Annotated in this window: 22 protein-coding genes; 15 read left to right on the top strand and 7 right to left on the bottom strand. The window is 69.0% G+C overall.

Annotation, left to right across the window (positions count from 1 at the left end; all coding sequences use genetic code 11):
• Positions 1 to 60: 60 nt before the first annotated feature.
• Positions 61 to 981 (bottom strand): LysR substrate-binding domain-containing protein, encoded by a 921-nt coding sequence (locus ABGI63_RS02955; RefSeq protein WP_349740962.1) that lies wholly within the window; start codon positions 979 to 981, stop codon positions 61 to 63.
• Positions 982 to 1,016: 35 nt separating this feature from the next.
• On the opposite strand from ABGI63_RS02955, the gene panB reads away from it, so the two are divergent.
• Together panB and panC are read left to right on the top strand one after the other, a co-directional pair.
• On the top strand, positions 1,017 to 1,907 hold the full coding sequence (gene panB / locus ABGI63_RS02950; protein ID WP_432767368.1) for a 3-methyl-2-oxobutanoate hydroxymethyltransferase: 891 nt from the start codon (positions 1,017 to 1,019) through the stop codon (positions 1,905 to 1,907).
• Positions 1,908 to 1,916: 9 nt separating this feature from the next.
• Entirely contained in the window at positions 1,917 to 2,744 is an 828-nt protein-coding gene (gene panC / locus ABGI63_RS02945) for a pantoate--beta-alanine ligase (protein ID WP_349740960.1), read from the top strand.
• Between the two features lie 27 nt (positions 2,745 to 2,771).
• Here the strand turns inward: panC and ABGI63_RS02940 are convergent, their stop codons facing one another.
• The 4 genes from ABGI63_RS02940 to ABGI63_RS02925 all read right to left on the bottom strand — a co-directional run bounded on the left by ABGI63_RS02940 (position 2,772) and on the right by ABGI63_RS02925 (position 6,918).
• Complete coding sequence (locus ABGI63_RS02940; RefSeq protein WP_432767382.1) at positions 2,772 to 3,119, bottom strand: FKBP-type peptidyl-prolyl cis-trans isomerase; 348 nt, start codon at positions 3,117 to 3,119, stop codon at positions 2,772 to 2,774.
• 234 nt (positions 3,120 to 3,353) lie between these two features.
• A complete protein-coding gene (gene recG, locus ABGI63_RS02935) occupies positions 3,354 to 5,417 on the bottom strand; it encodes an ATP-dependent DNA helicase RecG (protein WP_349740959.1) in 2,064 nt (687 codons plus the stop codon).
• Between the two features lie 49 nt (positions 5,418 to 5,466).
• Positions 5,467 to 6,135, bottom strand: coding sequence for a PEP-CTERM sorting domain-containing protein (locus ABGI63_RS02930; RefSeq protein WP_349740958.1), 669 nt, complete (start codon positions 6,133 to 6,135; stop codon positions 5,467 to 5,469).
• A gap of 45 nt (positions 6,136 to 6,180) precedes the next feature.
• Positions 6,181 to 6,918: a hypothetical protein gene (locus ABGI63_RS02925; protein ID WP_349740957.1), complete on the bottom strand. Its 738-nt coding sequence runs from the start codon at positions 6,916 to 6,918 to the stop codon at positions 6,181 to 6,183.
• Between the two features lie 237 nt (positions 6,919 to 7,155).
• Between ABGI63_RS02925 and ABGI63_RS02920 the strand changes: the two genes are divergently transcribed.
• From ABGI63_RS02920 to ABGI63_RS02890, 7 genes are all read left to right on the top strand, one after another.
• Positions 7,156 to 8,304: an aminotransferase class V-fold PLP-dependent enzyme gene (locus ABGI63_RS02920; protein WP_349740956.1), complete on the top strand. Its 1,149-nt coding sequence runs from the start codon at positions 7,156 to 7,158 to the stop codon at positions 8,302 to 8,304.
• Between the two features lie 119 nt (positions 8,305 to 8,423).
• A complete protein-coding gene (locus tag ABGI63_RS02915) occupies positions 8,424 to 9,857 on the top strand; it encodes a circularly permuted type 2 ATP-grasp protein (RefSeq protein WP_349740955.1) in 1,434 nt (477 codons plus the stop codon).
• Positions 9,858 to 9,860: 3 nt separating this feature from the next.
• Positions 9,861 to 10,799, top strand: a complete 939-nt coding sequence (locus ABGI63_RS02910; RefSeq protein ID WP_137944280.1) for an alpha-E domain-containing protein — start codon at positions 9,861 to 9,863, stop codon at positions 10,797 to 10,799.
• Positions 10,800 to 10,841: 42 nt separating this feature from the next.
• The gene (locus ABGI63_RS02905; RefSeq protein ID WP_349740954.1) at positions 10,842 to 14,264 is read left to right on the top strand and encodes a transglutaminase family protein; all 3,423 of its coding nucleotides are present in this window, start codon (positions 10,842 to 10,844) and stop codon (positions 14,262 to 14,264) included.
• Between the two features lie 66 nt (positions 14,265 to 14,330).
• Positions 14,331 to 16,970, top strand: coding sequence for a circularly permuted type 2 ATP-grasp protein (locus ABGI63_RS02900; RefSeq protein WP_349740953.1), 2,640 nt, complete (start codon positions 14,331 to 14,333; stop codon positions 16,968 to 16,970).
• Positions 16,967 to 17,899, top strand: a complete 933-nt coding sequence (locus ABGI63_RS02895; protein WP_349740951.1) for a transglutaminase family protein — start codon at positions 16,967 to 16,969, stop codon at positions 17,897 to 17,899. Before ABGI63_RS02900 ends, ABGI63_RS02895 begins: the two co-directional genes overlap by 4 nt.
• A 108-nt stretch (positions 17,900 to 18,007) precedes the next feature.
• Entirely contained in the window at positions 18,008 to 18,781 is a 774-nt protein-coding gene (locus ABGI63_RS02890) for a substrate-binding periplasmic protein (RefSeq protein WP_349740950.1), read from the top strand.
• Here ABGI63_RS02890 and ABGI63_RS02885 read toward each other — a convergent pair.
• Positions 18,760 to 19,680, bottom strand: coding sequence for a LysR substrate-binding domain-containing protein (locus ABGI63_RS02885; RefSeq protein WP_349740948.1), 921 nt, complete (start codon positions 19,678 to 19,680; stop codon positions 18,760 to 18,762). The two genes, ABGI63_RS02890 and ABGI63_RS02885, sit on opposite strands and share 22 nt — an antisense overlap.
• Positions 19,681 to 19,823: 143 nt before the next feature.
• Here ABGI63_RS02885 and ABGI63_RS02880 point away from each other — a divergent pair, with 143 nt between their 5' ends.
• The 6 genes from ABGI63_RS02880 to ABGI63_RS02855 all read left to right on the top strand — a co-directional run bounded on the left by ABGI63_RS02880 (position 19,824) and on the right by ABGI63_RS02855 (position 23,688).
• On the top strand, positions 19,824 to 20,255 hold the full coding sequence (locus ABGI63_RS02880) for a DoxX family protein (RefSeq protein ID WP_349740947.1): 432 nt from the start codon (positions 19,824 to 19,826) through the stop codon (positions 20,253 to 20,255).
• On the top strand, positions 20,252 to 20,560 hold the full coding sequence (locus tag ABGI63_RS02875) for a hypothetical protein (RefSeq protein WP_349740945.1): 309 nt from the start codon (positions 20,252 to 20,254) through the stop codon (positions 20,558 to 20,560). The genes ABGI63_RS02880 and ABGI63_RS02875 overlap by 4 nt, the downstream gene beginning before the upstream one ends.
• Before the next feature lie 273 nt (positions 20,561 to 20,833).
• Entirely contained in the window at positions 20,834 to 21,019 is a 186-nt protein-coding gene (locus ABGI63_RS02870; RefSeq protein ID WP_349740944.1) for a hypothetical protein, read from the top strand.
• An 84-nt stretch (positions 21,020 to 21,103) separates the two neighbouring features.
• Positions 21,104 to 22,156, top strand: a complete 1,053-nt coding sequence (queA, locus tag ABGI63_RS02865; protein ID WP_349740943.1) for a tRNA preQ1(34) S-adenosylmethionine ribosyltransferase-isomerase QueA — start codon at positions 21,104 to 21,106, stop codon at positions 22,154 to 22,156.
• Between the two features lie 36 nt (positions 22,157 to 22,192).
• The gene (gene sigJ / locus ABGI63_RS02860; RefSeq protein ID WP_349740942.1) at positions 22,193 to 23,137 is read left to right on the top strand and encodes an RNA polymerase sigma factor SigJ; all 945 of its coding nucleotides are present in this window, start codon (positions 22,193 to 22,195) and stop codon (positions 23,135 to 23,137) included.
• 65 nt (positions 23,138 to 23,202) lie between these two features.
• Positions 23,203 to 23,688 carry a carboxymuconolactone decarboxylase family protein gene (locus ABGI63_RS02855; protein WP_349740941.1) on the top strand — a complete coding sequence of 162 codons (486 nt, stop codon included), beginning with the start codon at positions 23,203 to 23,205 and terminating at the stop codon, positions 23,686 to 23,688.
• 30 nt (positions 23,689 to 23,718) lie between these two features.
• On the opposite strand, the gene ABGI63_RS02850 is transcribed toward ABGI63_RS02855, so the two are convergent.
• Complete coding sequence (locus tag ABGI63_RS02850) at positions 23,719 to 24,294, bottom strand: YdeI/OmpD-associated family protein (protein ID WP_349740940.1); 576 nt, start codon at positions 24,292 to 24,294, stop codon at positions 23,719 to 23,721.
• Position 24,295 lies beyond the last annotated feature (1 nt).

Raw genomic sequence — 24,295 nt, 5'->3', positions numbered from 1 at the left:
CTTCTCCAGGCGAGACCCATGTTCGCCGGACGGCGCGGCCGCTTCAAGCCCCTTTTGGAGTCAGGACAGCCGCGTCACCCCGTCCAGCGCGCAGTCATAGATCGCATTGCGCAGCGCCGCGATGGCCTCGTAGCGGGTGAAGGTGCGGCGCCAGGCCAGCACGACGCGGCGGGTCGGTACCGGGTCGGCGAAGGGGATGAAACGCAGATGGGTCTGCGGCTCCTTGGGCACGCTCAGGCCCGGCACCACGGTGACCCCCATGCCCGAGGCCACCATATGCTTGATGGTCTCCAGCGAGCTGCCCTCGAAGCTCTTGCGTATGCCCTCGGCGTCGCTGGAGAAGCGCGCGAACTCGGGGCAGACCTCCAGCACATGGTCGCGAAAGCAGTGGCCGGTGCCCAGCAGCAGCATGGTCTCGCTCTTGAGCTCCTGCGAGCTGATCGAGGGGCGTTGGGCGAAGGGGTGACTGGCCGGCACGGCGATCACAAAGGGCTCGTCATAGAGCGGGGCGATCGCCAGGCCGGTGTCCGGAAAGGGCTCGGCCATGATGGCGCAGTCAAGCTCGCCGGTGCGCAGCATCTCCAGCAGCTTGACGGTGAAGTTCTCCTGCAGCATCAGCGGCATCTGCGGGTAGTGCGCGATCACGCTCTTGACCAGCTGGGGCAGCAGATAGGGGCCTATCGTGTAGATCAGTCCCAGGCGCAGCGCACCGGCCAGCGGGTCCTTGCCGCGCTTGGCGATCTCCTTGATCGCGCTGGCCTGCTCGATCACCGACTGGGCCTGGCGCACGATGTCCTCGCCCAGCGGCGTCACGGTGACCTCGGCCGCGCCGCGCTCGAAGATCTTGACGTCCAACTCCTCCTCTAGCTTCTTGATCGCGACGCTCAGCGTCGGCTGGGACACGTGGCAAGCCTCGGCCGCGCGGCCGAAATGCCGCTCGCGGGCGACCGCGACGATGTAGCGCAGCTCGGTCAGGGTCATTGTTTTCTCCTATCAATGGCGAAGCCTACATTGCCTTGACCGAGTCTGCGGGAATTCCTGACCCCGCTACACTGCGCCCGCCCGCGGTCTGCGGGCATTCGCCCATCGCACAAACCATGAGTACCGAGCGCAAACCCCTGAGCCTGCCCCGCCTGCAGCAGATGCATGCCGACGGCGAGAAGATCGCGATGCTGACCTGCTACGACGCGGCTTTTGCGAGCCTGCTGGACGGTGCCGGCGTGGACATCCTCCTGATCGGCGACTCGCTGGGCAATGTGCTGCAGGGCCGCGGCTCGACCGCGCCGGTCAGCCTGGAGGACATGGTCTATCACACCACCTGTGTGCGGCGTGGCGTCAAGACGGCCTGGGTGCTGGCCGATCTGCCTTTCGACAGCTACCACGTCAGCAGGGAGGAGGCCTGGAAGAGCGCCGCCGCCCTGGTCAAGGCCGGTGCCCAGATGGTCAAGCTGGAGGGTGGCGGCTGGACGGTGGAGACGGTGCGCTTTCTCAGCGAGCGCGGCATCCCGGTCTGCGCCCATCTGGGCTTCACGCCGCAGACCGTCAACGCGCTGGGCGGTTTCAAGGTGCAGGGCCGCGACGAGGCCGGCGCCGCGCGCATCAAACGCGAGTCGCAGGAGCTGGTCGAGGCCGGCGCGGCCATGCTGCTCTACGAGATGGTGCCGGCCACGCTGGCCGCCGAGATCACGGCCGCCTCGCCCGTGCCGGTGATTGGCATCGGCGCCGGCGTCGGCTGCTCGGGCCAGGTGCTGGTGCTGCACGATATGCTGGACATCACGCCGGGCCGCCGGCCCCGCTTCGTCAAGAACTTCATGGCCGGCGCGGCCTCGATCCAGGAGGCGGTCGGCCGCTATGTGGCCGAGGTCAAGGCGCAGACCTTTCCCGACAACCAAGTCCACAGCTACTGATTGAGCGCGATGCAAGTCACTCACACCATCGCCGAACTGCGCCAGGCCCTGGCCGGCCGCCCCAACGCCTTCGTCCCGACGATGGGCAATCTGCACGAGGGTCATCTGTCCCTGGTGCGCCAGGCCAAGGCGGCGTCGCAGGGCGGCCCGGTGGTGGCCAGCATCTTCGTCAACCGGCTGCAGTTCGCCCCGCACGAGGACTTCGACCGCTACCCGCGCACCTTGGCGCGCGATGCCGAGCTGCTCAAGAGCGCCGGCTGCGACTATGTGTTCGCGCCCGACGAGGCCGAGCTCTACCCCGAGCCGCAGGGCTACAAGGTGCAGCCGCCGGCCGAGCTGGCCGACATCCTGGAGGGCCATTTCCGCCCGGGCTTCTTCACCGGGGTCTGCACCGTCGTGGCCAAGCTGTTCAATATCGTGCAGCCGCGCTGGGCGGTGTTCGGCAAGAAGGACTATCAGCAGCTGATGGTGCTGCGCCGCATGGTGGCCCAGCTGGCCCTACCCATCGAGATCCTGGCCGGCGAGACCACGCGCAGCGAACAGGGCCTTGCCCTGTCCTCACGCAACGGTTATCTCAGCGAGGCCGAACGCGAGGAGGCCTTGCGCCTGAGCCGCACGCTGAAGGCCATGATCGCGCGCTGGCAGGGCGGCGAGCGCGATGTCGCCGCCATCGAGGCCGAGGCCATGGTGACGCTACAGGCGGCCGGCTGGGCGCCCGACTATCTGGTGCTGCGCCGTCGCCTCGATCTGGGTGCGCCGGCCGAAGGGCTGCCGCTGGTGGCACTGGCGGCCGCCCGGCTGGGGCAGACGAGGTTGATTGACAACCTGGAGTTCTGACCCCTGCGTGCGGCGTTTGCTGGCTTCTTACTGGACGCCCACCAGTTCGACTTCAAAGATCAGCGCGGCATTGGACGGAATGGCCGTGCCGGAGCCGTTGGCGCCATAGCCCAGCGAGGCCGGCAGCAGCAAGGTGCGCTTACCGCCCACCTTCATGCTGTTGAAGCCCTGATCCCAGCCCTTGATGACGGCGCCCGCGCCCAGCGTGAAGACAAACGGCGTCTTGCCCACCGAGCTGTCGAACTGCGTGCCCTTCTGGTTGGCGGTGACGCGCTTGTCGTAGAGCCAGCCGGTGTAGTGCACGGTCAACTTCTTGCCGGCGGTGGCCTCGACGCCGGTGCCGACCGCGGTGTCGGTGGTCTTCAGCGCGGTGATGGCCGAGGAGCCGGACACTTCGGCCCAGTTGCCGGCGGGTTCGCCGGCGTCGCCGCCGCCACCACCGCAGGCACTCAGGCCCAGCAGGGTGGCAAAGCTCAGCGCGAGAACCGGACGACGGGAGAGCACAGATTTCATGATCGTGGGGGTGTTTGAAAGTGGCCGGAGTGTAGCGAGGTCGTTTGTTCAGAAATCGACCAGCAATATTTATTTACCTGATCGATCAACGCCGCCTCAGGCCTTCAGGAACTCCGCCTTCGAGCCCAGCCAGCGCTCCACCTGCCGGCTCGCCGCCTCCGGGTGGCGGTCCAGCAGCTGGGGCGCCAGTTCGCGCGCCGCCTTCAAGAGCGGCGCGTCCTCCTGCAGATCGGCGAAACGCAAGAGCTCGGCGCCGCTCTGGCGCGCGCCCATGAACTCGCCGGGGCCGCGGATGTCGAGGTCGCGGCGCGCGATCTCGAAGCCGTCATTGGTCTCGGCCATCGCGCGCAGCCGGTCCTTGCCGGTCGGCGACAGCGGGCCGGTGTAGAGCAGCACGCAGACGCTGGCCACCGCGCCCCGGCCGACACGGCCGCGCAGCTGGTGCAGCTGGCTCAAGCCGAAACGCTCGGCATGCTCGATCACCATCAGGCTGGCGTTGGGCACATCGACACCGACCTCGATCACCGTGGTCGCCACCAGCACACTCATCTGCCCGGCGCTGAACTGCGCCATCACCGCCGCCTTCTCGCTAGGTGCCATGCGGCCGTGCAGCAGGCCCACGACCTTGCCTTCCAGCGCGGCACTCAGCTCCGCATGGGTCTCGGTCGCGTTCTTCAGGTCCAGCGTCTCCGACTCCTCGATCAGCGGGCAGACCCAGTAGACCTGGGCCCCCTTGGCCACCTCGTCGCGGATCCTGGCGATCACGCTGTCGCGCTTGCCGTCGGCAAACACCTTGGTGACGATGGGTGTGCGGCCGGGGGGCAGCTCATCGATGGTCGAGACATCGAGGTCGGCAAAGTAAGTCATCGCCAGCGTGCGCGGTATCGGTGTCGCGCTCATCATCAAGAGATGCGGCTCCAGCGCCTGGCTGGCAAGCTTCTTGCGCAAGGCCAAGCGCTGCGCGACGCCGAAGCGGTGCTGCTCGTCGATGATGGCCAGGCCCAATTTCTTGAACTGCACCTTGTCCTCGATCACCGCATGGGTGCCAATCACCAGCTGGGCCTCTCCGGAGGCCGCCGCGTCCAGCATCTTCTGCCGCGCCTTGCCCTTGACGCTGCCGGTCAGCCAGGCCACCTTGAGCCCCAGCGGCTCCAGCCAGCCGAGCAGCTTCTTGAAATGCTGCTCGGCCAGGATCTCGGTGGGTGCCATCAGCGCGCATTGCCAGCCGGCGTCGATCGCCACCGCCGCCGCCAGCGCCGCCACCACGGTCTTGCCCGAGCCGACATCGCCCTGCAGCAGGCGGTGCATCGGGGCGGGGCGTGCCAGGTCTTGCGCGATCTCTTCGCCGACGCGCTGCTGCGCGCCGGTCAGGCCGAAGGGCAGGGTGGCCAGCAGCCGCTCGTGCAGGCCGCCGCGCGCGGCCCGCAGCGCCGGGGCCCTCAGCCGGGCCCGCTCGCGCTGGGCGCGCAGCTGGCTCAGCTGCTGGGCCAGCAGCTCCTCGAACTTCAGTCGCTGCCAGGCCGGGTGGCTGTGGTCCTCCAGCGTGCTCAGGCCCGCGGCCGGTGGCGGGTGATGCAGAAAGTCCAGCGCCTCGCGCAGGCTGGGCAGCCGGGCCGGCACCGTGCCGGGCGGCAGCAGCTCCTCCAGCGCGGCCCGCTTCAGACCCGAGGCCACGGCCTTGCGCAGATAGACCTGGGGCAGGCTGGCGCTGCTGGGGTAGACGGGGGTCAGGCTTTGCGCCAGCGGCGTGTCCTCGCTGACCGCCTTGAAGCTCGGGTGCACCATCTCGCGCCCGAAGAAGCCGCCTCGCAGCTCGCCGCGCACCCGCAGCCGGTTGCCCTCGGCCATGGTCTTCTGATGCGAGGGGTAGAAGTGGATGAAGCGCAGCAGCAGCCATTCGCCGCTGTCATCCGCCATCTTCACCAGCAGCGAACGCCGCCCGCGCAGCTCGATCCGGCATTCCGTCACCACCCCCTCGCACTGCACCGTCTCGCCCTCGCGCGCCTCGGCGATCGGCGTGATGTGGGTCTCGTCCTCGTAGCGATGCGGCAGATGCAGAGCCAGGTCGATATCGCGCACGAGGCCCAACTTCTCCATGGCCTTTTGCGGGGCGGATTTGGGACGGGGCGACGTTGCAGGGCTGGATGAATCCTCAGGCATGGGCGCGATTCTGCCCTGGGTGGTGGCCTCGCCAGGCGAGTGCGCCGGTTCACCCCATGCGAGCGGTTCGGCGCGTCAGCAGCAGGCCCAGTCCCGCCAGTGCCAGGGCCAGGCTGCCCGGCTCCGGCACGGGCGAGGCGGGCGAGCAGCCGGAGGTGCAGCCGAAGTCGGCCAACCGGCCCTGCAGGATGCCGGCGCTGGACTCGTAGCTGAAGCTGCTCCATTGGAAGTCGGCCAGGGCCAGGCCGCCGTCGGGCAGCGGCAGGGCGTCGCTGCCGAAGACCTGGGCGGCGAAGTCCCACAGCGTCAGCTGCAGGCTTTGTGTGCCGGCAGCATTCTGGGCCAGCGCGCCGAACTGGTCGCTGCCGCCCAGGTTGTCGCTGATCAGGACGTTGAACACCTGCTGGTAGGCCGCGACGTGCGCACCGCCGTCAAAGCTGACGCTCATGCCCCAGGGGGCGCCGGCGTGGGCATAGGCGGCGGTGCTGCCGTCGGCAATGCCGTCGACGGCCTGGCTGTCAAAGCTGAAGCTGCCGGCGAAGGAGGACCAGCCGCGCTGGGCCTCGTCCCAGTCCACCACACCGACGAAGCTGTAGGTGACAGGGACGGCATGGGCCTTGGGCGTGGCCACCAGAGACAGGCTCAGTGCGGTCAGCAGGCCGGCGGCCAGGGTGGCGAGGGGACGGAGCGGCCAGAAGAGGTGGCGGGAGGTGTTCATGAGCTTGCTTGAGGGCTAGACGAGGGATCGGAATGACGATGCTGTTCAGTACGCAGCCGTGCCGACGGTGTCCGTCGTGTTGAGATTGACCCGGGTTGCGCGCATGACGCCGCCGCGGATGCCGACGTTGTTGTGGGTTACCAGGCTGTCTCGAACGGCTGCCATGACGCCTGTACTGCCGTCGATGCCGGTGGTATTGCGGACGGTGACGACGTTGTCCACCAGGCCCAGGTAGTCGATGGCGATGCCGGCTGTTGCGTTCATTTCGGCGAGCACCCCGGTGATGCGTGTGGCGAAGTTGTTGGTGGCCAGAATGCCGGTGAGGTTGTGGTTGACGGTCAGGCCTTCGACCAGGCCTCCGCTCAGGAAGACACCGATGGCGAAGCCCCGGACATGGCCGTTCCTCACGGTGGTGTTGATGTGGCTGCTGCTGTCGACGCCACGCACGCCACCGGCGGCACTGCAGCTGACGATGTAGCTGCTGTTGTTGAAGCTGCAGCTGCGGCTGCCCTTGATCGTGAAACCGTTCAGGTCCAGGGTCACGCCCTCGGTCTGGATCAGGATGCCGCTGAGCCCGTCGGGCACGTTCAGATTGCTTTTGAGCACATAGTGGCCCGGCTGGCTCAGCGTGATCGGGTAGCCCGGCGCATCGCCCGGCGTTGCATTGCCGGACATGGCCCGGTTGTGATCGAGAAGGGTCTGGGCCTGGGCGGCGGTGCCGCACAGCGCCAGCAGGGTGACGCACAGGGTCGAGACGGAACGGGTATTCAGGAGAATTGTCATTGCGGGCTCTGCGTGATGTGGAATGAAGCTGTGGCGTGGTGGGTGCCAGGTCTTGCCGGTCGTGACCGAAGTGCAGGCAGTCTCGTGCCGGACCGCTTCACCAGCGTTTCGCCGATGCGGGCGGCAGGTTTCGTTTGTTGCGTCTCGCCCCGGTCGTGGGCGCGGCCGCTTGGGCTGCTGGTGATAAGCTGGCCTGCGACTGGGACACCCCGTACCACCAGCACTTTGGAGACCCCCATGCCTGGATTACTCCCCGACGTCGACCCCGACGGCCTGCTCGAATACTCGGTGGTGTTCACCGACCGTGCGGTGAACCATATGTCGCAGAAGTTCCAGCGCGTGATGCGTGACATCTCCGCGGTGCTGAAGGAGGTCTATCGCGCCCGCTCGGCCATCGTCGTGCCGGGCAGCGGCACTTTCGGCATGGAGGCGGTGGCGCGTCAGTTCGCCAGCGGCCGCAAGACCCTGGTGATACGCAATGGCTGGTTCAGCTACCGCTGGACCCAGATCTTCGAGATGGGCAAGATCCCGGCCGAGCAGCGGGTGCTGAAGGCAAGACCTGTCAGCAGCGCGCGGCAGGCCGCGTTTGCGCCGGCGCCGATCGAGGAGGTGGTGGCGACGATACGCACCGAGCAGCCCGAGATCGTGTTCGCGCCCCATGTCGAGACTGCCGCCGGCTTGCTGCTGCCCGACAGCTATCTGCGCGCGGTGGCCGAGGCGGCCCATGAGGTCGGCGCGCTCTTCGTGCTGGACTGCATCGCCTCGGGCGCGCTGTGGGTGGACATGGCCGCCACCGGCGTCGACGTGCTGATCAGCGCGCCGCAGAAGGGCTGGAGCGGCTCGCCCTGCTGCGCCTTCGTGATGCTCAGCGAGCGCGCCCGCGCGCACATCGATGCCACGACGAGTACCAGCTTCGCGGCCGATCTGAAGAAGTGGCTGCAGATCATGGAGACCTACGAGGGTGGCGGCCATGCCTATCACGCCACCTTGCCGACCGATGCGCTGACCCGCACCCGCGATGTGATGCTGGAGACCCGCGACTACGGCTTCGAGCGCCTGCGCGACGAGCAGCTGGCACTGGGCCAGCGGGTGCGCGCGCTCTTGCAGTCCAAGGGCTTGCGCAGCGTCGCGGCCGAGGGCTTCCAGGCCCCGGGCGTGGTGGTCAGCTTCACCGACCACGACGGCCTGCACAGCGGCAAGGCTTTTCTGGCCGAGGGCGTGCAGAGCGCCGCCGGCGTGCCGCTGCAGTGCGACGAGGGCCCTGACTTCAAGACCTTCCGCATCGGGCTGTTCGGCCTGGACAAGCTGCACCAGCCTGATCGCACCGTGGCCAGTCTGGGCGCGGCCTTGGAGCGCATCCTCGGTGCCGATGCCGCCGCCGCTTGATTGACCGGGCGCGCCCCGCGCTGGTGCGTCGGCGGTGAGCCGCAGCGGCTCTTGGTGCATCGCCCCCGGCTCAAAGCTGGTGCGCTTATTGCTCTGTATCCCGGGAGAGGAGAGCCTCGATGAGATCCGGTTTCGATGAGATGCATGGCGGCGATGCCCGGGCGCGCCCGCAGTACCAGGCCTATGAGCGCTGGCTGGCCCAGCAGCCGGTCGAGACCATGTATGCGCGGCGCGAGGAGGCGGAGCTGATCTTCCGCCGTGTCGGCATCACCTTCGCGGTCTACGGTGACAAGGACGGCGGCGAGGGCACCGAGCGCCTGATCCCCTTCGACCTGATCCCGCGCGTGATCCCGGCCCATGAGTGGCGCGAGCTCGAAGCCGGCCTGCGCCAGCGCGTCACCGCGCTGAACCGCTTCATCCACGATGTCTATCACGAGCAGGCCATCCTGAAGGCCGGCATCGTGCCGGCCGAACAGATCCTGCGCAATGCGCAGTTCCGGCCCGAGATGATGGGCGTGGCGGTGCCGAAGAACATCTACTCGCACATCGCCGGCGTCGACATCGTGCGCGCGGCCATGCCCGATGGCTCGGGCAGCTACTACGTGCTCGAAGACAATCTGCGCGTGCCCTCCGGCGTGTCTTACATGCTTGAAAACCGCAAGATGATGATGCGGCTGTTTCCCGAGCTGTTCTCTCAGCACCGCATCGCGCCGGTCGCGCACTACCCGGACCTGCTGCTGGAGACCCTGCGCAGCGTGGCGCCGCAGGGCGTGGTCGATCCCACCGTGGTCGTGCTGACGCCGGGCATGTACAACTCGGCCTATTTCGAGCATGCCTTCCTGGCCCAGCAGATGGGCGTCGAGCTGGTGCAGGGCCAGGACCTGTTCGTCGACAAGGACTGCGTCTTCATGCGCACGACGCGCGGGCCGAAGCGGGTCGATGTGATCTACCGCCGTCTCGACGACGACTTCCTCGACCCCCAGGTCTTCCGCGCCGACTCCACGCTGGGCTGTCCGGGCCTGATCGCCGCCTACAAGGCCGGCAATGTGACGCTGTCGAACGCGGTGGGCACCGGCATCGCCGACGACAAGTCCATCTACCCCTATGTGCCCAAGATGGTCGAGTTCTACCTGGGCGAGAAACCGATTCTGAACAATGTGCCGACCCATCTGTGCCGCGACAAGGACGATCTGGCCTATGTGCTGGACCATCTGGGCGAGCTGGTCGTCAAGGAGGTACACGGCGCCGGCGGCTACGGCATGCTGGTCGGCCCGGCCGCGACGCAGCAGGAGATCGCAGACTTCCGCGCTCAGCTGCTGGCCAAGCCGTCCAACTACATCGCCCAGCCGACCCTGAGCCTGTCCACCTGCCCGACCTTTGTCGACTCGGGCATAGCGCCCCGTCATATTGATCTGCGACCCTTTGTGCTGTCGGGCAGCACGGTGCAGATGGTGCCGGGCGGCCTGACCCGGGTGGCGCTGAAGGAGGGCTCGCTGGTGGTCAACAGCAGCCAGGGCGGTGGCACCAAGGACACCTGGGTCCTGGAGGACTGAGCGATGCTGTCAAGAACCGCCGATCATCTGTTCTGGCTGGCCCGCTATATGGAGCGGGCCGAGAACACCGCGCGCATGCTGGACGTCAACTACCAGACCTCGCTGCTGCCGCAATCACCCGAGGTGGCCGAGCAGGGCTGGCGCGCCCTCTTGTCGATCTCGGAGCTGAGCCAGGACTACCAGGACCGCTATGGCGAGATCGACGCCAAGCGTGTCAAGGACTTCATCGTGCGCGACGAGCGCAACCCCTCGTCCATCATCAGCTGCCTGCGCGCGGCGCGCGAGAACGCCCGCGCGGTGCGCGGCGCGCTGACCACCGAGGCCTGGGAGACCACCAACCAGACCTGGCTGGAGTTCAAGCGCCTGATCGCCGATGGTCTGCTGCTGCGCGACCCCTCGGCGCTGTTCGAGTGGGTCAAGTTCCGCTCGCATCTGTCGCGCGGGGTCACGGTCGGCACGATGTTGCAGGACGAGGCCTTCAACTTCCTGCGCATCGGCTCCTTCCTGGAGCGGGCCGACAACACCGCCCGCCTGCTGGACGTCAAGTTCCAGGCGCCCGAGGGCGGCGCCGGCAGCAGCGCCTACGACTTCTATCACTGGTCGGCCATCCTGCGCTCGGTCTCGGCCTTCGAGATCTACCGCAAGGTCTACAGCAATGTGATCCAGCCCGAGAAGGTGGCCGAGCTGCTGATACTGCGCAGCAATATGCCGCGCTCGCTGGCCCACTGCCTGTCGCGACTGGTCGACAACCTCGACCGGGTCGCCAACGAACACTCCGGCGAGACCCAGCGCCAGGCCGGGCGACTGCACGCCGAGCTGGCCTATGGCCGCATCGACGAGATCCTGGCCGGCGGCATGCACGAGTTCCTCGACCAGTTCCTGAACCGCGTCGGCGAACTGGGTGCCGGCATCAGCCGCGACTTCCTGATGCCGGCGGCCTGACCCGCGCCTCGGACCCCCACACAAAGCCTCAAAGGAATCGCCTTGTCCATCCACGTCGCGCTCAAGCATGTCACGCACTACCGCTATGACCGGCGCATCAGCCTGGGCCCCCAGGTCGTGCGCCTGCGTCCGGCGCCGCACAGCCGCACGCCCATCCTCTCGTACTCGCTGCGGGTCGAGCCCGAGGGCCATTTCATCAACTGGCAGCAAGACCCCTTCGCCAACTATCTGGCGCGCCTGGTGTTCCCGGAGCAGACCCGCGAGTTCAAGGTCACGGTCGATCTGGTGGCCGAGATGTCGGTCTTCAACCCCTTCGACTTCTTCCTCGAACCCCATGCCAAGCACTTCCCCTTCACCTACGAAGCGGAGCAGCGCGCCGAGCTGGCGCCCTATCTGATCGCCGATGAAGCCACACCGCTGGTTGCGGCCTATCTGGCCGGGATCGACCGGGAGCCGCTGCCGACCATCGACTTTTTGGTGATGCTGAACCAGCGCCTGCAGCAGGACATCTCCTATCTGATACGCATGGAACCCGGCGTGCAGACGCCCGAGGAGACGCTGGCCAAGGCCTCCGGTTCCTGCCGCGACTCGGGCTGGTTGATGGTGCAGCTGATGCGCCATCTGGGCCTGGCTGCGCGCTTCGTCTCCGGCTATCTGATCCAGCTGACCCCCGACCAGAAGGCGCTCGACGGCCCCAGCGGCACCGAGGTCGACTTCACCGATCTGCACGCCTGGTGCGAGGTCTTCCTGCCCGGCGCCGGCTGGGTGGGCCTGGATCCCACATCGGGCCTGTTCGCCGGCGAGGGTCATATCCCGCTGGCCTGCACGCCCCAGCCCTCCAGCGCCGCGCCGATCAGCGGCGCGGTCGACAAGTGCGAGGTCGAGTTCGGCCACGAGATGAGCGTGACCCGCATCTGGGAGTCGCCGCGCGTCACCAAGCCCTATACCGAAGAACAGTGGACCGAGGTGCTGCAGCTCGGCGAGCAGGTCGATGCGGAGCTGCTGGCCGGCGATGTGCGCCTGACCATGGGCGGCGAGCCCACCTTTGTCTCGGTCGACGACCGTGACGGCGCCGAATGGAATATCGACGCGTTGGGCCCGACCAAGCGCAGCTATGCCCAGGCCCTGCTGCAGCGCCTGCGCGCCGAGTACGGGCAGGGCGGCTTTCTTCACTTCGGCCAGGGCAAGTGGTACCCGGGCGAGCAGCTGCCGCGCTGGGCGCTGTCCATCTTCTGGCGTGCCGATGGTGAGCCCTGCTGGCAAGACCCGACCCTGATCGCCGATGAGCGCGATCCGCACGCCTACACCAGCGCCGATGCCCAGCGCTTCATGCAGGGCCTGACGGCGCGCCTGGGCCTGGATGAAGGCTTCGTCCAGCCCGGCTACGAGGACACCTGGTACTACCTGTGGCGTGAGCGCCGCCTGCCGGTCAATGTCGACCCCTTCGAGTCCAGGCTCGACGACGAGATGGAGCGCAGCCGGCTGCGTCGCGTCTTCGCCCAGGGCCTGGACCATGTGGTCGGCTATGTGCTGCCGATCAAGAAGGGCGATGCACCCGGCCTGGCCGGCGCGCCCTGGGTCAGCGGCCCCTGGTTCTTCCGCGACGAGCGCATGTACCTGTTCCCCGGCGACTCGCCGATGGGCTACCGCCTGCCGCTGGATTCGCTGCCCTGGGTCAGCGAGGCGGAGTTCCCCTTCCATATCGAGCAGGACCCGTTCGCGCCGCGCGACGCCTTGCCGGCGGCTGCCCAGCTGCGCGCGCAGACACCGACCTTCCCGGCCTGGCCGGCACCGGGCCATGGGCTGCCGCCGGCCGCGCCAACCGCATCTGCCGCCTCAGGCAGCGCCGTGCCGCTGAGCCAGCGCCCCGAGCGCTTCCAGAGCGCCCACTGGATCACCCGCAGCGCGCTGTGCGTCGAGGTGCGCGACCCGCGCCGCGCCAGTGGTCCGAAGGCGGAGAAGGTCGGCCAGGCCAGCGGCGTGCTCTATGTCTTCATGCCGCCGCTGCAAAAACTGGAGGACTATCTGGAGCTGCTGGCCGCAGTCGAGGCCACGGCCGCCGCGCAGCGCGTCAAGATCGTGCTGGAGGGCTATCCGCCGCCGCGCGACCCGCGCCTGAAGATGCTGCAGGTCACACCCGACCCCGGCGTCATCGAGGTCAATATCCACCCGGCCCACAACTGGGGCGAGCTGGTCGCGCACACCGAATTCCTCTACGACGCAGCCTGGAAGACCCGGCTCTCGACCGAGAAGTTCATGCTCGACGGCCGCCACACCGGCACCGGCGGCGGCAACCATTTCGTGATGGGCGGCGCCACGCCGGCCGATTCGCCCTTTCTGCGCCGGCCCGATCTGCTGGCCTCCCTGCTGGCCTACTGGCACAACCATCCAAGCCTGAGCTATCTGTTCTCGGGCATGTTCATCGGCCCGACCAGCCAGGCCCCGCGCGTCGACGAGGCCCGCAACGACCAGCTGCGCGAGCTCGAGATCGCGCTGGGCGAGATCGAGCGCAGCAAGGCCATCTATGGCGATGCGATGCCGCCCTGGCTGGTGGACCGCTCGCTGCGCAATGTGCTGGTCGATGTGACCGGCAACACCCATCGCAGCGAGTTCTGCATCGACAAGCTCTACTCGCCCGACAGCTCGACCGGCCGCCTGGGTCTGCTGGAGCTGCGCGCCTTCGAGATGCCGCCGCATGCGCGCATGAGCATCGTCCAGCAGCTGCTTTTGCGCGCGCTGGTGGCGCGCTTCTGGAGGGACCCCTACCGCGCGCCGCTGGTGCGCTGGGGCACCGAGCTGCATGACCGCTTCCTGCTGCCCAGCTTCGTCAAGATGGACTTCGACGACGTCATCGAGGACATGGGTCTGGCCGGCTACGGCTTCGATGCGCAGTGGTTCGCGCCGCATTACGAGTTCCGCTTTCCCAAGGCCGGCGAGATCAGCGTGGCCGGCGTGCACATGGAGATGCGCAATGCGCTGGAGCCCTGGCATGTGATGGGCGAGGAGGGCTCGGCCGGCGGCACGGTGCGCTACGTCGACTCCTCGCTAGAGCGCATCGAGGTCAAGATTACCGGCCTGGTCGAGCCGCGCCACCGCGTCACCGTCAACGGCATCACGCTGCCGCTGCAGCCCACCGGCCGGGTCGGAGAGTATGTGGCCGGCGTGCGCTACCGGGCCTGGCACCCGCCCTCGGCCCTGCACCCGACCATCGGCGTCCATGTGCCGCTGACCTTCGATCTGGTCGACACCTGGATGAAACGCTCGCTGGGCGGCGGCCAGTACCACGTCGCGCACCCGGGCGGCCTCAGCTACGAGACCCTGCCGGTCAACAGCTACGAGGCCGAGAGCCGGCGCCTGTCGCGCTTTTCGGCGCTGGGCCACACGCCCGGCACGGTGGACGCCCGGCCGCCGCAGCGCAGCCTGGAATTCCCGTTCACGCTGGACCTGCGCCGGGTCGGTCGCTGAGCATGACGACACCCGAATGGGCGGCCCCCGCTGCCAGGCGGGCCGCCCACAGGGCATGATGTGCACATGTCCTCCAGTCTTTTCAGCGCCCGGGCGCAGCAATCCAGCCTGCTGCCCGAGGACGAACTCCTCCCCGATGCGGTGGCCTTGGCCGCTGCCGCCGCCTTGCGCGGCAAACCCGGCCACCATGACGAGCTGCGTGGCCGCCTGAGCGCCGCCGGCAATGGCGCGGCGGAGATGGCGCCGCTGTGGCAGCGCTTCTTCCAGGCCACCGGCGTGGCCGGCTGGCAGGATCTGGAGGCCCGCGCCGCCCGCGTGCAGCGCCGTGTCCAGGAGGACGGGGCCACTTACAACGTCTACAGCGAAGGCATGTCCGGCGAGACCTCGGCGCGGGTCTGGCCGCTGGAGCTGCTGCCCATGCTGGTCGATGCCGACGAGTGGCAGGGCATCGAGCGCGGCGTGATCCAGCGCGCCCATCTGCTCAACAAGACCCTGGCCGATGTCTATGGCGAGCGCCGCCTGCTCGACGCCGGCCTGCTGCCGCCCTCGCTGGTGTTCGCCCATCCGCAGTACCTGCGCCCCATGCACGGCTGCCAGCCGCCCGGCGGCGTGCACCTGCATGTCGTGGCCTTCGATCTGGCGCGCTGCGAGGACGGTCTGTGGTGGGTGGTGGGCCAGCGCACGCAGGCGCCGTCGGGGCTGGGCTATATGCTGGAAAACCGGCTGATCATCGCCCAGCAGTTCCCCGAGGCCTTCCGCGAACTGTCGGTGCAGCGCGTCGGCGCCAGCTTCCAGGCCCTGCTGCAGGGGCTGATGCGGCTGTCGCCCGAGGGCGAGCGCTCGCGCGTCGCGCTGCTGACGCCGGGCCCGCACAACGAAACCTATTTCGAGCATGCCTTCCTGGCCCGTTACCTGGGCATCAGCCTGGTCGAGGGCGGCGACCTGACGGTGCGCGACAACCGCGTGTTCCTGAAGACGCTGCACGGGCTGGAGCCGGTCCATGTGCTCTTGCGCCGGGTTGACGACGACTACCTGGACCCGCTGGAACTGCGCTCCGATTCGACGCTGGGCGTGCCGGGCCTGCTGCAGGCGCTGCGTGCCGGCGGCGTGGTGCTGGCCAATGCGCCCGGCTCGGGCTGGCTGGAGAGCCCCGGCCTGGCCGGCTTCTGGCCAGCCGTGGCCCGCGAGCTGCTGGGCGAGGAGCTGCTGCTGCCGGCCACCACCGCCTGGTGGTGCGGCGAGGACGCCGCCTGGCGCGCCCACGAGGACCAGCTCGATGACTATGTGGTCGCGCCGACCTTTCCGGCCAGCGAGACCACCCAGGGCTTCGCGCCCAAGGCGGTGGCCGCGCTGAGCGCCGGCGAGCGCGCCGCGCTGCTGGCCCGCATCGCCGCCGATCCGGCCGCCCATACCCTGCAGGCGCGGCTGCGGCCCTCGGAAACCCCGGTCTGGCGCGACGGCCATCTGCAGCCGCGCGATGCGGTGCTGCGCGTCTTCGCGGTGGCCGACGGTGCCGGCAGCTGGCATGTGATGCCCGGCGCGCTGACCCGGGTGGCCAGCCGGCGCGACGGCGGCGCCGATCCCTGGCTGTCGATGCGCAATGGCAGCGCCAGCGCCGACACCTGGGTGCGCACCGAGGACGAGATCGACACCACCAGCCTGCTGCCCAAGCCCCTGACCGCCGCCGACCTGACCGGCGCGCACTGGACCGTCACCAGCCGCTCGGCCGAGAACCTGTTCTGGCTGGGCCGCTACACCGAGCGGGCCGAGAACAGCGTGCGCCTGGCCAAGCTGAGCCTGGAGGCCCTGGCCACCGCTGCGCGCGACGATCGTGCCGCCGAGCTGCTGCCGCTGCTCGACGAGCTGGCGCGCCGCCATGGCCTGGTCGGCGAGAGCGTGCCCGCGGCCGAGCAGGCGCCGCGCGTCTTCGAGCGCTCGCTGCTGCATGCGCTGGCCGACACCAAGGCCTCGACCAGCGTGGCCTGGAATCTGCGCGCCCTGCAGTCCTGCGGCCAGACGCTGCGCGAGCGCCTGTCGACCGAGCACTGGAAACTGATCCATGAGGTCGGCGACCATTTCAGCCAGCATATGAAGGCGGTGCTGGACAAGGGCGCGGCCGACCCGCGCGCCGATGCGCTGGGCCTGCTGGCGCGCGCCGCCACCCATCTGGCCGCGATCACCGGCGCCCAGACCGACCGCATGACGCGCGACGACGGCTGGCGCCTGCTCAGCGTCGGCCGCCAGGTCGAGCGCCTGGACTTTCTCGCGCAAGCGCTGGCCGCCGGCTTCGAGCGCGGCCTGCAGCGCAGCGACGAGGGCTTCATGCTGCTCCTGGGCCTGTTCGATTCGACGATGACTTACCGCGCCAAGTTCCAGGCCCGCCGCGAGGTGCCGCCGCTGCTGCATCTGCTGGTGCAGGACACCGACAACCCGCGCTCGCTGGCCTGGGTCGCGCGCACGCTGCGCGGCCGCTTCGTCAAGCTGGCGCGCCATGAGCTGGGCTGGGCCGCCGAGGTCGTCGCGCCGCTGCCGCAGCCCGACGAATGGCTGCTCGAGCGCCTGTGCACGCCCGATGCCGCCGGCGCCTACCCCGAGCTGGTGGCCCAGCTGCAGGGCTGCAGCGAGCAGGCGCAGGCGCTGTCGGTGGCGCTGGGCCGCAAGCTGTTCTCGCATGTGGGTTCGCACGACCAGCGGGTGTGGCAATGAGCGCGTCCAGCACCGCTGCGATCGCCGCCCCCGAGCGCTGGCTGCGGGTCCAGCACGACACCGTCTACGACTACGACTCGCCGGTCGAGCTGGCCCATCACCTGGCCTGCCTGAGCCCGCGCAGCACCGCGCAGCAGCAGGTGCGCGGCTGGCGGCTGACGGTGGAGCCGGCGCCCGATGGCTGGCCGGCCGCCGAGGTGCCGCCCGAGCTGTTCAGCACCGATCCCTGGGGCAATGCCCGCCTGGTGTTCAGCCATGCCCAGGTGCATGAGCGGCTGGCGGTCAGCAGCGGCTTCGAGGTGGGGCTGAGCGCGCCGCCGCTGATCGATCCGCTGGCCAGCCCGGCCTGGGAAGCGGTGGCCGAGTCGCTGCGCTACCACGCCGGCGCGGTGCGCAGCGAGGCGGTGGAGTTCACGCTGGCCTCGGAGTTCGTGCCCCGCGATGCGGCGCTGGCCGCCTTCGGCCGCCAGGCCTTCAGGCCCGGCCGGCCGCTGGCCGAGGGCGCGCTGGCGCTGATGCAGCTGATCTACCGCCAGTTCGCTTACAAGCCGCTGGCCACCCATGTCGGCACCCGCGCGACCGAGGCGCTGGCGCTCAAGCGCGGCGTCTGCCAGGATTTTGCCCATGTGATGATTGGCGCCTGTCGCTCGCTGGGGCTGGCGGCCCGCTATGTGAGCGGCTACCTGCTGACCCGCGCGCCCGAGGGCAAGACCAAGCTGGTCGGCGCCGACGCCTCGCATGCCTGGGCGGCCGTCTGGTGCCCCGAGCAGGGCTGGCTGGCGCTGGACCCGACCAACAACATCCCGGTCGGCCTGGACCATGTGACGCTGGCCTGGGGCCGCGACTACGCCGACGTCGCGCCGCTGCGCGGCGTGATCCGTGGCGGCCAGGCCCATCCCAAGGTGGCGGTGACGGTCGAGCCCTTGTGAGCCGGTTCGTGGCATCGGTCCGCTTCTCGCGCTTTGATGTGCCGCGTTGGGCACGAGCTTTCATCAACTTCCGCTACGCTTGCCGCAGGAATCGTTGGGGATTGTGTGATGAGTAGTTCGCGTCGGGACGGCCTGCGGCAGATCGCGGCGCTGGCACTGACGGCCGGTGCGGCGCTGCTGCCGCCTGCGGCACGCAGTGCGCCGCTGCATGCCCGCCTGGTGGCCACCGAGTTTCCACCCTATACCTCGGCCACCCTGCCCGGGGGCGGCATTGCCTGCGCGATCACCCGCGCGGCGCTGGAGCGCTCGGGCTGGACCATGAGCCTGGCGTTCCGGCCCTGGGCGCGGGCGCTGTCGGAGTTTCGCCAGGGCCTGCACGACGGCGTGATCGGCACCTGGCACAGCGCCGAGCGGGCCGCGACGATGCGCTTCCCGCGCGACCTGGGCCTGATCAACCGGATTGGCTTCATGGCGCGCGCCGGCAGCGGCCTGAAGGTCGACGAGCTGTCGCAGCTGGCCGGCCTGCGCATCGGCACGGTGTTGGGCTATGCCAATCCCGAGCGTTTCGAGCGCGCGCGGCTGACGGTGGACCCGGCCGTCGACGACCTGGCCAATCTGCGCAAGCTGCTGGCCGGTCGGGTCGAGCTGGCCCTGATCGACAAGGGCGTGGCCTTCCATCTGCTCGACACCGAGCTGCGCGAGCAGGCCGCCCGCCAGGCCTGGCTGGAGCCGGCGCTCAGCGAGGTGCCGCTGTACACGGTGTTCGCCAGGGGCCGGACGGAGACCGAGCGCATGGCGGCGGCCTTCGACAGCGGCCTGGCCCAGCTGCAGAGCGGTGGCCGCATCGCCGAGCTCTTGCGTCAGGGCGCGCGCTGGCAGTGAGACGCCGCGTCGCTGGCATCGCGTAGCAGCGCATCGCGCACCCAGGCCACGGCCTCGTCCGGTTCGTCCTTGCACATCAGGAAGTAGGGGTGGGGCGCGTCCAGGGCCGGGCCGGGGATGGGCACCAGGCTGCCCTGCCGCAGCGCGTCGCCGCACAGATAGTCCGGCAGCAGCGCCACGCCGGCGCCCAGCATGCAGGCCGTCGCCGCCATATGGGCGAGATTGAAGCGCAGGCCGGGCAGTGCGGCCGGCACCGCGACGCCGGCCTGCTCGAACCACTCGGCAAAGCCCGGTGAGGGCCAGCCCCGGTCTTCGGCGCTCAGATGCAGCAGCGGCAGCGTCGCGACATCGGCCGGCCGCAGGTCCTGGGCGCGACCGATCAGCGACGGCGCCGCGTAGGCGCGAAACTGGCCAGTCAGCAGCGGCAGCTGGCGGTGGCCGGGCAGATCGTCGCGCCGGAAGTAGATGCCGATATCGGCGTTCATGCCGCCGCTGGCGCGGTGCAGCGCGGCGATCAGTCTGATCTCGACTTCGGGGCGCTGGCGGCTCAGCGCCGCCACGCGCGGCGTCAGCCACAGGGCGGCGACGCTGAACTGGGTGCGAATCCTGACCACCGGCCGCTGCTGATGATCGCGCACCGCGCAGCTGGTGCTGACCAGGCGCTCGAAGGCGTCGCGGATGCGCAGCGCGTAGTCGCTGCCGGCGGCTGTCAGCAGCACGCCGTTGGCGCTGCGCCGGAACAGCGCCAGGCCCAGCCACTGCTCCAGCTGCTTGATCTGGTGGCTGACCGCGGCCGGCGTGACATGCAGCTCGCTGGCCGCGCGCGCGAAGCTCATATGCCGGGCGGCGGCCTCGAAGGCGCGCAGCGCCGGCAGCGGGGGGAGACGTTGCGGGTTCATCGATCAGTGCGGGCTGGCCGGGGAGTAGGCTCAATGAAATTAAGGCTAAGCATCAAGAAGTTCCGTTTGCTCCCATGACGCGCTGCTTGAGATGATGCAAAAGCTGTCACACAGGCATAGCACCAGTATCCCATCGCCACCCCATGCCCCAGCTTCCGCTCCGTCACCAACAACGCCAGGCCCTGGCCTGGGCCCTGCTGCGCTTCACGCTGGCGGGGCTGATCGCGGCGCATGGGTTGGCCCGGGCCTGGTTCGGCGCGGTCCAGCCCTTCGGCCTCTGGCTGCAGGGGCAGGGCTGGCCGGGCGGCATGGCGCTGGCCATAGGCATCACCGGTCTGGAGATCGTCGGCCCCGTGCTGCTGATGCTGGGCCGCTGGGTGCCGCCGCTGTGCCTGGTGCTGGCCGGCCTCTATGCCATGGGTATTGCACTGGTGCATGCGCAGGCGGGCTGGTTCGTCGTGGGCCTGGGTCGCAACGGTTCGGAGTACTCGGTGCTGCTGATCGTCTGCCTGCTCGCGCTCGCCTTGCAGCATCCACCCTCACCGTCATCCAACAGGAAGTCTCCGACCTCATGAAACCAACACGCCTCGCACGCTCACTGACGCTCATCGCCGGCACCGCGCTGCTGCTGCAGATGACCGGCTGCTCGACGCTCGCCGGCAGCACCAATATGCTCAGCGACGAACGCGTCATCGCCGAATCGGCCGGCACCCTGGGCCTGGCATCGGCCGATCTGAAGCTGCAGTCGCGCACCACCTCGGGCACCAACACCTATGCCATCCTGCGCGGTCGCGATGGCAAGGAATACAGCTGCACCATCAACGGCGGCAACCTGCTGTCCTTCGGCATGACCAATCCGCCGGCCTGCCAGCGCAAATAGCTCTTTGTTGCGGCGCACAAAAATGGCCGCTCCCTGCCGCCCTTGCGAGCGCCTTGCGTCAAGCCGGTGCGCAAAAGCCTGCCGTCATGGCTGTTTCGGGCCTGAATCCGGGGGTGACCGGGCTGGCATGAGATATGCAATCCGCTATCGGTAGAAACCATCTGTTTGTTCTACCGGGAGGTATCTATGCGAGCGTTGGCAATTCGGAAACTGGTCGCCATGGCGGCCCTCACGACGGCCGGAGGGGCCTGGGCAGCGGCCGGGGATGCGGCCATGATGTCCACCACGGGGCTCGAATCCCCGCAGTCCTTCACGGCGCAGAGCCGCGTTGACAACAACAGGGCCGGCGCGCAGTCCGCCGCCGAGGCCCGGGCTGTGGAGGAGTCGCCGAACTATGCGCTGGCGCTGGCCGGGCTTGGGGCGGTGGGCTTTCTGCTGGGGCGTCGCCGGGGCCAGTAGGGCGGTGGCCCGAGGGGAGGGGCGGCCATGTGACAATCCGGCCCCCAGCGTTTGGCACGGGTCTGTCCGGCCCTCAACCCCCTCATGTCCACTCCCGCCCGCTACACGGTCGCCGACTTCGATTTCGAGCTGCCGCCCGAGCTGATCGCCCAGCACCCCGCCGCCGAGCGCAGCGCCTCGCGCCTGCTTGACGGCCGCGCGGCGACCCCGGTGGACCGCGTGTTCCGCGAGCTGCCCGAGCTGCTGAACCCCGGCGATCTGCTGGTGTTCAACAACACCAAGGTGATCAAGGCGCGGCTGTATGGCGCCAAGGCCAGCGGCGGCGCGGTGGAGGCCCTGGTGGAGCGCGTGCTGCCCGGCACGCACGAAGTCTGGGCCCATATGCGCGCCAGCAAGAGCCCCAAAGCCGGCGCCATCGTGAGCTTCGCCGATGGTGCCTTCCAGGCCGAGGTGCTGGGCCGCTGCGGGCCGGACAACGGCCTGTTCCACCTGCGCCTGTCTGGCGATCCCTTCACGCTGCTCGATGCCCACGGCCATGTGCCGCTGCCGCCCTATATCGAGCATGGCGACAGCGCCGACGATGTGCGCCGCTACCAGACCGTCTTCGCCAAGGAGCCCGGCGCTGTGGCCGCGCCGACGGCGGCCCTGCATTTCGACGAAGCCCTGCTGGCGCGGCTGGCCGAGCGCGGCGTGGCCACCGCCCACGTGACCCTGCATGTGGGCGCCGGTACCTTCCAGCCGGTGCGGGTCGACAACCTGGCCGAGCACAAGATGCACAGCGAATGGTTCCAGGTCTTGCCCGAGACGGTGGCGGCCATCGCGCGCTGCAAGGCCGCCGGCGGCCAGGTCGTCGCGGTCGGCACGACCACCCTGCGGGCGCTGGAGTCGGCGGCCCAGGGCGGCGTGCTGCAGGCCGGTGCGCGCGAAACCGAGATCTTCATCACGCCGGGCTTCGAGTTCCGTGTCGTCGACCGCCTGGTGACCAACTTCCACCTGCCCAAGAGCACCTTGATGATGCTGGTCTCGGCCTTTGCCGGCTATGAGCCCATCATGGCGCTGTACCGGCATGCGATCGCGCAGAGGTATCGGTTTTTCAGTTATGGCGATGCGATGCTGCTGGACAGGCAAAAGGGCTGATGTCACAAACAGGTCGCGCCCAACGTCTTCACCGTCATGGACGACGCGACCCGCTTCTTTGACCGCCTGCGGCCCCGGCTGCAGGGCATTGCCTACCGGATGCTGGGCTCGGTGGCCGACGCCGAGGAATTGGTGCAGGACGTGTGGCTGCGCTGGCATGAAGCCGACACGACGGGCCTGGCCAACGCCGAAGCCTGGCTGGTCACGGTGACCACCCGTCTGGCCATCGACCGGCTGCGCAGCGCCAAGGCCCAGCGGGCCCACTACGTCGGTTTCTGGCTGCCCGAGCCTCGGCTCGATCTGGACGACCTGCCGCCGACGACCCCTCAGCACAATCCGCCCGCGACGCCGGAAGCCTTGCTGGAGCGGGCCGACGATATTTCGGTGGCCTTCCTGGCCTTGCTGGAGCGGCTCGGCCCCGAGGCGCGGGCGGCCTTCCTGCTGCGTGAGGTCTTCGATGCCGACTACGCCGAGCTCGCGCGGACGCTGGGCAAGAGCGAGGCCGCCTGCCGCCAGATCGTCTCGCGCGCCAAGCTGCAGCTGAAGGACGGGCGGCCGCGACAGCGGGTCTCGGCGGACCAGCACTACCGGCTGCTGGCCGGCTTTGCCGAGGCCGCACGCAAGGGCGACTTCGCCGCGCTGCAAGCCCTGCTGGCCGAAGACGCTGAGCTGATCAGCGATGGCGGCGGCATCGTGCCCAGCTTCGGCAAGGTCTTGGCCGGCGCGTCGCGCGTCGCGCGGCTGTACTTCGCGGTCTGGCGTCGCAGCGAGCGCGGCGAGGCGGTGCAGCAGCTGGAACTGGTGCGCTTGAATGGCGAATGGGGCCTGCTGCGCTTCATAGGCGGACGGCTGGAGTCGGCCCAGAGCCTGGAGACCGATGGGCTGCGCATCATCCGTATCCACACCCAGCGCAATCCGGAAAAGTTGCGCCGCCTGGCCGAAGCCTGGGCTGTCACAAAAGGAAAGGCTGCCTCGTCTTGAGGAGTGAGCGCGGCAAATGCTCTGCTTGCCGCCGCAGCCATCCCTCAACCAAGGAGTCCTTCATCATGTCGCAACAACAACGCCTCAATTACGCCCAGCAGGCCCCCGAGCTGTTCAAGAAATATGTCGAGTTCAGCATGGCCCTCAAGAAGGGCGTGCTGGACGTTGCGCTGCATGATCTGGTCACCCTGCGGGCCTCGCAACTCAATGGCTGCGCCTTCTGCGTGGACATGCATGTCAAGGAAGCCACCCTGCACGGCGAGCGTGCGCTGCGCCTGCACCATGTGGCCGTGTGGCACGAATCGCCACTGTTCTCGCCGCGCGAGCGCGCCGCGCTGGCCTGGGTGGAGGTGCTCACCCAGCTGCCGCCGCAGGGCGTGCCCGAGGCTGTATTCCAGGCGGTGCGCGAGCATTTCAGCGAGCCGGAGCTGGCCGAGTTGAGCTTCGCCATCATCGGCATCAACGGCTGGAACCGGTTGGCCATCGGCTTCGCGGCCGTGCCCGGCTCGCAGGACAAGGCCTTCGGGCTGGACAAGGCCGGGCTGGCCTGAGCGGGCCGGCAGCGGGCTTTCCTCGCCGGCTCACCATCCCAGCTGTTCGCCGCGCTCGCAGGCCGCGATCAGCTTGGCGAGACGGGCCGCGCGGGTTGGGTCCTTCTTGGCGCTGCAGACCCAGTGCAGCAACCGCTTGCGGTAGCTCGGCGGCGCCTTGCCCTCGAAGAATGCCCAGGCCGCTGCGGCGCGGCGGAACTCGTGCAGCTCCTCGGGCCGCAGTTCGGCGACTTCGGCCTGCTCGTGCGAATAGATGGCCGAGCGCTCGGCGCTGCGCAGTGCAAAGGCCGCCAGCCCGGCCGGCCTCATGCGGCCCTCGGCCTGCAGTCGTGCGACCTTGTCGATATTGACCTGGCTCCAGATCGAGCCGGGCCGGCGCGGCGTGAAGCGGATCTGGTAATGCGCGTCGTCGATGCGCTTGCGCACCCCGTCGATCCAGCCGAAGCACAGCGCCTCGTCGACCGACTCGGGCCAGCGCAGGCCGGCCGCGCCCGTGCCGACCTTGCGAAAGCCCACCAGCAGCTCGGTGGCGCTCGCGGCATGGGCTTGCAGCCAGGCGCGCCAGGCCAGCGCATCGCGGAAGAACTGCGGGGCGGGGGTGCTCATT

The sequence above is a fragment of the Roseateles cavernae genome, from assembly GCF_040187885.1.
In the GTDB taxonomy this organism is placed as follows: domain Bacteria; phylum Pseudomonadota; class Gammaproteobacteria; order Burkholderiales; family Burkholderiaceae_C; genus Roseateles_E; species Roseateles_E cavernae.
The sequence above is the reverse complement of the archived record's forward strand: the minus strand, read 5'-3'. Positions and strand labels throughout refer to the sequence as shown.

Bases quoted from the DNA above. Each gene is read 5' to 3' on its own strand.
- queA (WP_349740943.1), top strand. From the start codon at position 21,104: ATGTCCACTCCCGCCCGCTACACGGTCGCCGACTTCGATTTCGAGCTG.
- ABGI63_RS02855 (WP_349740941.1), top strand. From the start codon at position 23,203: ATGTCGCAACAACAACGCCTCAATTACGCCCAGCAGGCCCCCGAGCTG.
- ABGI63_RS02920 (WP_349740956.1), top strand. From the start codon at position 7,156: ATGCCTGGATTACTCCCCGACGTCGACCCCGACGGCCTGCTCGAATAC.
- ABGI63_RS02870 (WP_349740944.1), top strand. From the start codon at position 20,834: ATGATGTCCACCACGGGGCTCGAATCCCCGCAGTCCTTCACGGCGCAG.
- ABGI63_RS02885 (WP_349740948.1), bottom strand. From the start codon at position 19,680: ATGAACCCGCAACGTCTCCCCCCGCTGCCGGCGCTGCGCGCCTTCGAG.
- panC (WP_349740960.1), top strand. From the start codon at position 1,917: ATGCAAGTCACTCACACCATCGCCGAACTGCGCCAGGCCCTGGCCGGC.
- ABGI63_RS02930 (WP_349740958.1), bottom strand. From the start codon at position 6,135: ATGAACACCTCCCGCCACCTCTTCTGGCCGCTCCGTCCCCTCGCCACC.
- recG (WP_349740959.1), bottom strand. From the start codon at position 5,417: ATGCCTGAGGATTCATCCAGCCCTGCAACGTCGCCCCGTCCCAAATCC.
- ABGI63_RS02890 (WP_349740950.1), top strand. From the start codon at position 18,008: ATGAGTAGTTCGCGTCGGGACGGCCTGCGGCAGATCGCGGCGCTGGCA.
- ABGI63_RS02915 (WP_349740955.1), top strand. From the start codon at position 8,424: ATGAGATCCGGTTTCGATGAGATGCATGGCGGCGATGCCCGGGCGCGC.
- ABGI63_RS02910 (WP_137944280.1), top strand. From the start codon at position 9,861: ATGCTGTCAAGAACCGCCGATCATCTGTTCTGGCTGGCCCGCTATATG.
- ABGI63_RS02880 (WP_349740947.1), top strand. From the start codon at position 19,824: ATGCCCCAGCTTCCGCTCCGTCACCAACAACGCCAGGCCCTGGCCTGG.
- ABGI63_RS02900 (WP_349740953.1), top strand. From the start codon at position 14,331: ATGTCCTCCAGTCTTTTCAGCGCCCGGGCGCAGCAATCCAGCCTGCTG.
- ABGI63_RS02875 (WP_349740945.1), top strand. From the start codon at position 20,252: ATGAAACCAACACGCCTCGCACGCTCACTGACGCTCATCGCCGGCACC.
- ABGI63_RS02895 (WP_349740951.1), top strand. From the start codon at position 16,967: ATGAGCGCGTCCAGCACCGCTGCGATCGCCGCCCCCGAGCGCTGGCTG.
- ABGI63_RS02850 (WP_349740940.1), bottom strand. From the start codon at position 24,294: ATGAGCACCCCCGCCCCGCAGTTCTTCCGCGATGCGCTGGCCTGGCGC.
- ABGI63_RS02925 (WP_349740957.1), bottom strand. From the start codon at position 6,918: ATGACAATTCTCCTGAATACCCGTTCCGTCTCGACCCTGTGCGTCACC.
- ABGI63_RS02955 (WP_349740962.1), bottom strand. From the start codon at position 981: ATGACCCTGACCGAGCTGCGCTACATCGTCGCGGTCGCCCGCGAGCGG.
- sigJ (WP_349740942.1), top strand. From the start codon at position 22,193: ATGGACGACGCGACCCGCTTCTTTGACCGCCTGCGGCCCCGGCTGCAG.